Annotated in this window: 6 protein-coding genes; 2 read left to right on the top strand and 4 right to left on the bottom strand. The window is 66.6% G+C overall.

Annotated elements, in window-relative coordinates; translation table 11 throughout:
• Window positions 1–114: 114 nt before the first annotated feature.
• Both C0456_RS15380 and C0456_RS15375 read right to left on the bottom strand, forming a co-directional pair.
• A complete protein-coding gene (locus C0456_RS15380) occupies window positions 115–1383 on the bottom strand; it encodes a dicarboxylate/amino acid:cation symporter (RefSeq protein ID WP_291053906.1) in 1269 nt (422 codons plus the stop codon).
• Window positions 1384–1590: 207 nt separating this feature from the next.
• Window positions 1591–3795: a lytic transglycosylase domain-containing protein gene (locus tag C0456_RS15375; RefSeq protein WP_291053904.1), complete on the bottom strand. Its 2205-nt coding sequence runs from the start codon at window positions 3793–3795 to the stop codon at window positions 1591–1593.
• 99 nt (window positions 3796–3894) lie between these two features.
• On the opposite strand from C0456_RS15375, the gene dapA reads away from it, so the two are divergent.
• Complete coding sequence (gene dapA / locus C0456_RS15370) at window positions 3895–4776, top strand: 4-hydroxy-tetrahydrodipicolinate synthase (protein WP_291053902.1); 882 nt, start codon at window positions 3895–3897, stop codon at window positions 4774–4776.
• 9 nt (window positions 4777–4785) lie between these two features.
• Window positions 4786–5271, top strand: a complete 486-nt coding sequence (gene smpB / locus C0456_RS15365; RefSeq protein WP_291053900.1) for an SsrA-binding protein SmpB — start codon at window positions 4786–4788, stop codon at window positions 5269–5271.
• A gap of 181 nt (window positions 5272–5452) precedes the next feature.
• On the opposite strand, the gene C0456_RS15360 is transcribed toward smpB, so the two are convergent.
• Window positions 5453–6496 (bottom strand): alcohol dehydrogenase family protein, encoded by a 1044-nt coding sequence (locus C0456_RS15360; RefSeq protein ID WP_291053898.1) that lies wholly within the window; start codon window positions 6494–6496, stop codon window positions 5453–5455.
• A 39-nt stretch (window positions 6497–6535) separates the two neighbouring features.
• Entirely contained in the window at window positions 6536–7555 is a 1020-nt protein-coding gene (locus C0456_RS15355) for a phosphotransferase family protein (protein ID WP_291053896.1), read from the bottom strand.
• Between the last annotated feature and the right edge of the window lie 69 nt (window positions 7556–7624).

Raw genomic sequence — 7624 nt, 5'->3', positions numbered from 1 at the left:
AGGTCCCCTCCCCACGGAGGTGGGGAGGGATAGGGTGGGGGCGCTATCGGCTTTGCGCCGTTGGAGGTTTTGGCGGAAAACTCCAAAAAACTCCAACGGCGCTCCAAGGGCGGATCAGGCGGTTTCCGGGGCGATGGTGCGGATGCCTTTGTCGCCCTTGTTCAGGATGGTGGTGACGGCGAGGTCTGCGGTGACGTTGCCGACCGTGCGGAAGATGTCGGGGATGACTTCCACGGCCAGGAGAAGCGGGAGGAGTTCGATCGGGGCGCCCATGGCGAAGCAGATGGGGGCGACCGAGACGAAGAAGCTGACCTGGCCGGGCAGGCCGACCGAGGAGATCGAGACGGCGAAGGCGACGAGGCCCGCCGCGATCATCTGGCCGGGCGTCGGCGTGATGCCGGAGACATGGCAGATGAAGAGGACAACGGCGAGATTGGCCACCGGGCTGGTGAGGCGGAAGACGGCGACCGACAGCGGCAGGACGAGGCCGGCGACATGTTCGGGTACGCCGAGATTGCGGCGGGCTGTTTCGACCATCACCGGCAGGGTGCCGATGGAGGACTGGGTGGAGAAGGCCACAACCTGCGCCTCGGAGACGGCGCGGGCAAAGCGCAGCGGGCTGACGCCGCCGAAGACGGCGGCGAGCGGATAGCAGAGCAGCACCACGGCGATACAGCCGGCCGAGACCAGAACGACATAATGGAAGAGGGCGCCGGTGGCGCCGAGGCCGCCGCGCAGGCCGAGCGTGAGGGCGAGGGCGAAGACGCCGAGGGGCGCGGCAAGCAGCACCCATTTGACGATGACGATCATCGCATCGGCCACCGCGTCAAAGAACTTCACCAGCAGGACGCGCTGTTCGTCCGGAAGGCGGGTGACGGCGAAGGCAAAGAAGAGGGCGAAGATCACCAGCGGCAGGATGGCATTGCTGGCCGCCGCCGCGAGCGGGTTGGACGGGACGAGCGAGGTGAGCCAGGCGGCAAAGTCGATTGTCTGGGGGGCGGAGACTTCACCTCCGGTGGCCCCGGCGATCAGGGCGCTGGCGCTCGCTTCATCCACGGGGAAGGCCGCAAGGGCCGCTTCGACGCCGATGAAGGTGAGCACGGTGGCGCCGATCAGCAGCAGCGAAAACCAGAGGATGGCCCGGACGGCGAGGCGCCCTGCGGTCATCGCATCAGAGACGGCGGCGACGCCGACCACGAGGAGGGAGAAGACCAGCGGGATGACGGTCATCTGCAGGCAACCGAGCCAGACCGAGCCGACGGCCTGAGCGGTTTCGGGCAGCCATCCGGGCACATCGCCGGCGCCGGCGACAAGGGCGCCGCCGACCAGGCCAAGCAGCAGGGCCGCGAGCACCTGCGCGGAAAGCGATTTCAGAAAGGACATGGATTGGCTCCCGGCTTACCCAGCCTGTTTCTGAGCATCGCCGGGCCGGGGGCGCAAGCTCCGAGGGGCATTTGGGGCGCGGGGGCGGGTCGCCGAGGGCGCGTTTGGGGCGAGGTTGTTCTCCCTCACCCCCGGCCCGTTGCTCAGGAAATCGCGGTGCGATTTCTTTTCTTCGCAACCCCACGGGAGAGGGGGCTAGAAGGAAGGTTAGCGGCGGCCGCGTTTGAGGTCTTCGGTGAGCTGGATGTCGGCTTCCTGGCCGGAGATGCGGTGGCGGTAGACCTGGATGTTTTCGAGGACGCGCTGGATATAGTTGCGGGTCTCCGAGAAGGGGACGAATTCCACCCAGTCGACGGGGTCGATCTGGCCGGTGCGGGGGTCGCCATAGTCGCGCACCCACTGGCTGGGGCGGGAGGGGCCGGCATTGTAGGCCGCCGCCGTCATGATGTAGCTGCCGCCGAACTGGCTGAGCAGCGTGTCGAGGTGCAGGCCGCCGAGGGTCATATTGTAGGCCGGGTCTGAGGTGAGCCAGGATTGCTCATAGGGCATGCCGCGCAGGCGGGCTTCGGCGCGCGCCGTCGATGGCATGAACTGCATCAGGCCGAGGGCGCCGACGGGGCTGCGGGCGTTGGGATTGAACTCGCTCTCCTGGCGCGTGATGGCGAGCATGAAGGCGCGCTCCACCTGCGGCTGGCGGGAGAGGGGATGCATCAGCACCGGATAGGCCGCTTCGGGCGCCAGCACGCCCTTGAAGAGGCCGGCCTTGCCGGCGCGCACGGCGGTGTCGGGCTGGCCCATCTGGTTGTTCAGCTGGGCGAGCAGTTCGAACTCCGCCGGGGTGGAGAGCACGTCATCGAGATGGTGGGAGAAGGTGCGGTAGATGCCCATCTCGCCGGTGGCGCCGATGAGGCGGAGGGCGCGGACCATCGGGTTTGCCTCGAAGGCGGCGATTTCTTCCGGCGACGGAACAATGGGCGGGCCGAAATGGATCTTGCGATCGCCGATCCGCTCGGCCGAGAGCTGGCCGTAATAGGTGTATTTGTGGGTGGCGGCGGCGCCATAGGCGGCGAGCGCCTGGTCTGACTGGCCAAGGGCGTCGCGCGCGCGGCCGGTCCAGTACTGGCCGCGCGTGAGGCTGACCGGGGAGGAAACGCCGTTGGACATCGCCTCGAAATGCTTGACCCCGCGGGTCGCGTCTCCGTTGAGGCGCAGGGCGATCCAGCCGGCGAGCCATTCGGCTTCGGCAAAGTCCGAGCCGCTGGACATGCCATGGGGGGCGGTGAGGTTATAGGCGCGCGAATAGTTGCGGGCTTTGAGATCATTGCGCACGGCAATGGCGCGCTCGCGCCAGAGACGGCCGCGCCCGGCGGCGGGCACGTCCTTGCCGTTGATCTGGGTGAGCAGCGGAGCGACAGCGTCGTCCATGTTCTTGGCACGGCGCCAGTTGGCGCGCTCATAGAGGAGGCCCGGATGGTTTTCCAGATTGGCCGGCACCGCGCGGATGGCGGCATCCACATTGTTGGCGCGCTTCATCAGGGCGAGGCGGGCATCGGTCAGCTGGCGGTAGTCTGCGGTGAGCTGGGGTTTCAGAGCCTCGGCGTCGGAGCGCTGGCCGGTCCAGAGGAGGAAGTCGACCCGGGCGCGGTGGTCGTCCTGGCTAAGGGACTGGCCCCAGCGGGCGAGCACGGTGCGCTGAAGCGAGGAGTCCAGCGTGTTGCTGCGCCAGACATCGCGGATCACTTCTTCGGCCTTCGCGCTCTGCCCGGTCTGGCGCAGGGCGTTGGCCAGGGCGACCTTGCCGGCGCCGGTGATGGGCCCGGACTCGGTGAGCCATTTGACCTTGGCTTCGGCCGAGAGGTTGCTCTCGTCGATGATCTCCTCGGCGCGGCGGCGCATCTTGTCGGTCTGCGGCCAGGTGGGGAGGGTGGTTAGGGCGAAGTTCACCTCGTCGAACGTCATGCCCGGCACGCCATCGGCGGCGCGCTTCCAGAGGATGAGATCGCGCACGGTGGGGTCGGCGGCGTCATACTGGAGGCGGGTAACCTCGCTCCAGGCGCCGCGATTGATGGCGGTGAAGGCGGCCTGCAGCTGGGCAACGCTGGCCGGGCTGATTGGCTGGGCCGGCAGCAGGCTGGGCATGGCGGCGGGCAGCGCGGCGGGGGTGCCTGTGGGGGTGGCCAGCGGCGCGGCGCCGGGGCTGGCGGGGGCGGCGCCGGGCAGCGTAACGCCGGGGGTCAGCGCGCGCAGCACCGGGGCGGGCGTCGTTTCCTCGGCCTGGGCAGGCGCTTGGACGGGCCGGGAGGCGGGAGAATCGGGGCGCGGCTTCAGGCTGGGGCTTTCGGGCCGGGAGGCGGCCGAAGTGCCCGTGAGCAGGAAAGAAATCGCCACAAAAACAGCGGAAATGCGGAGCATGGAACGGCTACCCGAGTTTATTTCTGCGCCAAAGCGTGACAAGTCAGCTTCCTGAGCCTAGCACGCATTTCCCAACCAATCCCTGAACGGCACGTTAAAATGTTTCACGGCTCAATCCCAGCCCTTGTAACACCCTTCAAGAATGGCGCGGTCGACGAAGCCGCCTTTGCGGCGCTGGTCGAACGCCAGATTGCCGGCGGATCGGCGGGCCTTGTGCCGGTCGGCACGACGGGGGAAACCTCCACGCTGTCGACCGAGGAACACAAGCGCGTTGTCTCGCTTTGTGTAGAAGTGGCAGCAGGACGCGTGCCGGTGATTGCCGGGGCCGGATCAAACTCTACCGACGAGGCGATCGATCTGGTGGCCCATGCCAAGGCCGCCGGGGCGGACGCGGCCCTGGTGGTGTGCCCCTATTACAACAATCCCAATCAGGATGGGCTGTACGCTCACTTTCGCGCGATCAATGACGCGGTGGCCCTGCCGGTGGTGCTTTATAACGTGCCGAGCCGGACGGTGGTGGACCTGAAACCGGAAACCGTGGCGCGGCTGGCCGAGTTGCCCAACATTGTCGGCATCAAGGACGCCACCGGCGACATGGACCGGGTGACCTATCATTCCGCCCTGATCGGGGATCTGGAACAGTTTGTTCAGCTCTCGGGGGATGACCCGTCGGCGCTGGGCTTCCTGGCCATGGGCGGGGCGGGGTGCATCTCTGTGACCGCGAATGTGGCGCCGGAGCTTTGCGCGGCGATGCATATGGCGTTCCATGACGGGGACCTGGAAAGCGCGCGCGCCATCGAGCGGCGGCTGATCGCCCTGCACCGGGCGATGTTCTGCTCGCCCTCGCCGGGGCCGGCGAAATATGCCCTCTCGCGCCTTGGCCTCTGCGCGCCGGAGGTTCGCCTGCCGCTGACCGGGCCAGATGACGCGGCGCGCGCCATGATCGACGAGGCCATGGCGCTGGCCGGGATCAATACCTAGGTAGCGCGTATGGCGACCAAGAAGAACGAGCAGATCAAGGGGCGTACCGACGGGCTGGTGGCGGAAAACCGCCGCTCCCGCCGCGAATATTCCGTGGAGGATACGCTGGAGGCCGGCATCATGCTGGTCGGCTCGGAAGTCAAATCCCTGCGCGAGGGGCGCGCCAATATCGCCGAAGCCTATGCGTCGGTGGAGCAGGGCGAGCTGTGGCTGATCAATGCCGAGATCCAGACCTATGGCGGGGCCAACCGCTTCAACCATGAACCGCGCCGGAAGCGCAAGCTGCTGGTGTCGAAGCGGGAGCTGTCGAAGCTCAGCCAGGAAGTGGAGCGGGCGGGGCGCACGATTGTTCCGCTGAAGCTTTATTTCAACGACAAGGGCCGGGCGAAACTGCTGATCGGCGTCGCGACGGGGCGCAAGGCCCATGACAAGCGCGAGCATGAAGCCAAGCGCGACTGGGCACGCGATAAGGCGCGGATATTGAAGGCGGGGTAGGGCTCCGCCGCAGAGGCCGCTGGCCCTCACCTCCCACGCCCTCTGGGCGCGGGCCCCTCCTCTCCCGGGGGGAGAGGGGTTCCACCGCGCCGTCTTTAGCCAATCGTTCGGCTGGATGCCACTCACCCCTCTCCCTCCGGGAGAGGAGGGGCCCATTGCGGAGCAATGGGAGGTGAGGGTCTCACAAACTCAGATCAAACACCATCTTCATGGCGCCGTCTGTGCGCTTGTCGAAGATGTCGTAGGCGCGGGCGCCGTCTGACAGGGGCAGCGTGTGGGTGATGTATTTTTCCGGCTTGAGGCGGCCGGACTGGACCAGCGGGATAAGCTCTGGCCATTCCTGGGGGACAGAACATGTCCCGATACGGAAGGTGAGGCCCATGCCGAAGGCTTTTGACATCGGAAACTCGAAGGTGCGGTCCTGCGCGACGCCGACGACCGAGACGGTGGCGCGCTTGCCGGCAAGGCCGAGGGCGGCGCGGATGGTGGCGGTGTGGCCAACCGCTTCGATGACGCTGTCGCACATGCGGCCCTTTGTGGCCTCCTGGATGAGGGCGCGGGCGTCCGCCGGGTCTGGCGTTTCAAGGCCGATGGCGCGGCCGGCGGCGCGGCGCTCCTCCACAAGGTCTATGCCGAAGACGCGCGAGGCGCCCATGATGAAGGCGGCTTCTGCGGCGAGGAGGCCGATGGGGCCGAGGCCGACGACCGCGACGGTGGCGCCGCGCTGGATGTCGGCATTGCGGGCGCCGAACCAGGCGGTGGCGAGGGCATCGGTCATCATCAGCGCCTGATCGAGGCTGACCCCGTCCGGAATTTTCTGGGCATTGAAGTCAGCGGCGGGCACACGGACGAATTCGGCCTGGCAACCCTGCAGCTTTGAGGAGAGGCCGTAGCAGCCCGCCGCATTGAACTCGCACTTGTTGACGATGCCGGCGAGGCAGGCGCGGCACTGGCCGCAGCCGACAGCGGCCGAGATCATCACCTTGTCACCGGCTTTGAGCTGGCGCACGCCCCGGCCCGCTTCGACCACTTCGCCGACCGCTTCATGGCCGACGCAATAGCCGGTATCTTCGGAGAAGGTTTCGCCGTGATAGATGTGCAGGTCGCTGCCGCAGATGGCGCATTTGTCGACCTTGATGATCGCGTCGCGGTCATCGTGGAGGGCGGGGTCTTTCATCGTTTCGTAGGCGATGTCGCGCGGGCCGCGATAGATGAGGGCTTTCATGAGGCAGATGCTCCGTTGTCGGAATTAGGTTTCGTGGCGTCAGCTGATCCAGCGATTGGCGCGTTGCAGGAGGCCGATGGTGCTGGCGTGGAGCTGGTCGCCCGTGGCTTTCGGGGCCTTTCCGGCGCAGGCGCGGGCGTAGGTGCCTTCCAGGATGATGCCGAGCTTGTAGCAGGCGAGGACGCCGTACCAGTGGATTTGGCTGAGGTCGCGGGTTGTCTGTTTGGCGTAGTGCGCAACGAGTTCGTCTGCGGACGGAAAGCCTTCCCAGGGCGTCACCGAGACGGTGCCGGTGCTACCCTCTGGCCAGGTGGCGAGGAGCCAGCCGAGATCGAGCAGCGGGTCACCGATGGTGGTGAGTTCCCAGTCGACGATGGCAGCAAGGCGCGGGGCGTCGAAGCGGTACATGACATTGGCGAGGTGATAGTCGCCATGGAGGATGCCGGGCTGGAATGTCCGCGGACGGTTTTCTTCCAGCCAGCGGCCGACGCCGTCAATGTCGGGCAGGTCTTTCAGGCCGTCCCATTCGGGAAACTCGGCATAGCTTTCGAGTTGGGCTTTCCAGCGGCCGACCTGGCGCTCGAGATAATTGTCGACCTTGCCGAGGCCTTCGAGGCCCAGGGCGATGTAATCCTGCGCGCCCAGCGCCGCGATGCCATCAACCAGAGAAAGCCCCATCTGGTGGCGCAGCTCCGGCGAAGAGGCGAAGGGCTCGGGCAGGCATGTGGTGGGATTATAGCCGTCGATTGGCTCCATCAGATAGAAGGCCGCGCCGAGGACGGTTTCATCCGGGCACGCCGCAATCAGGGCGGGATGGGGCACGTTCGTGTCCTTCAGGGCGGCCAGCATGCGCGCCTCGCGGCGCATGGTTTCGTTGGAGTTTGCGCGCAGCACCGGCGGCGGGCGGCGCAGCACATAGGCGCCGCCGGCGCGGGTGAATTTCAGGAGGATGTTCTGCGTGCCGCCGGCGAGGCGGACATCATTCTCGATGGGCCCGCTGCCGAGGCCCTGGCTGTCCATCCACGCCGCCAGCGCGGCAAGATCTACAGGATTGCTCACGATTTTCCTCCCGGCGGCCATTCTTTTAAATCAATTGGATAATATGGTTGACTGAAAGCGTGGCTTTTT

Source organism: Hyphomonas sp., from assembly GCF_013823385.1.
Taxonomy (GTDB): domain Bacteria; phylum Pseudomonadota; class Alphaproteobacteria; order Caulobacterales; family Hyphomonadaceae; genus Hyphomonas.
This window is presented reverse-complemented; position numbering and strand designations above follow the sequence as displayed.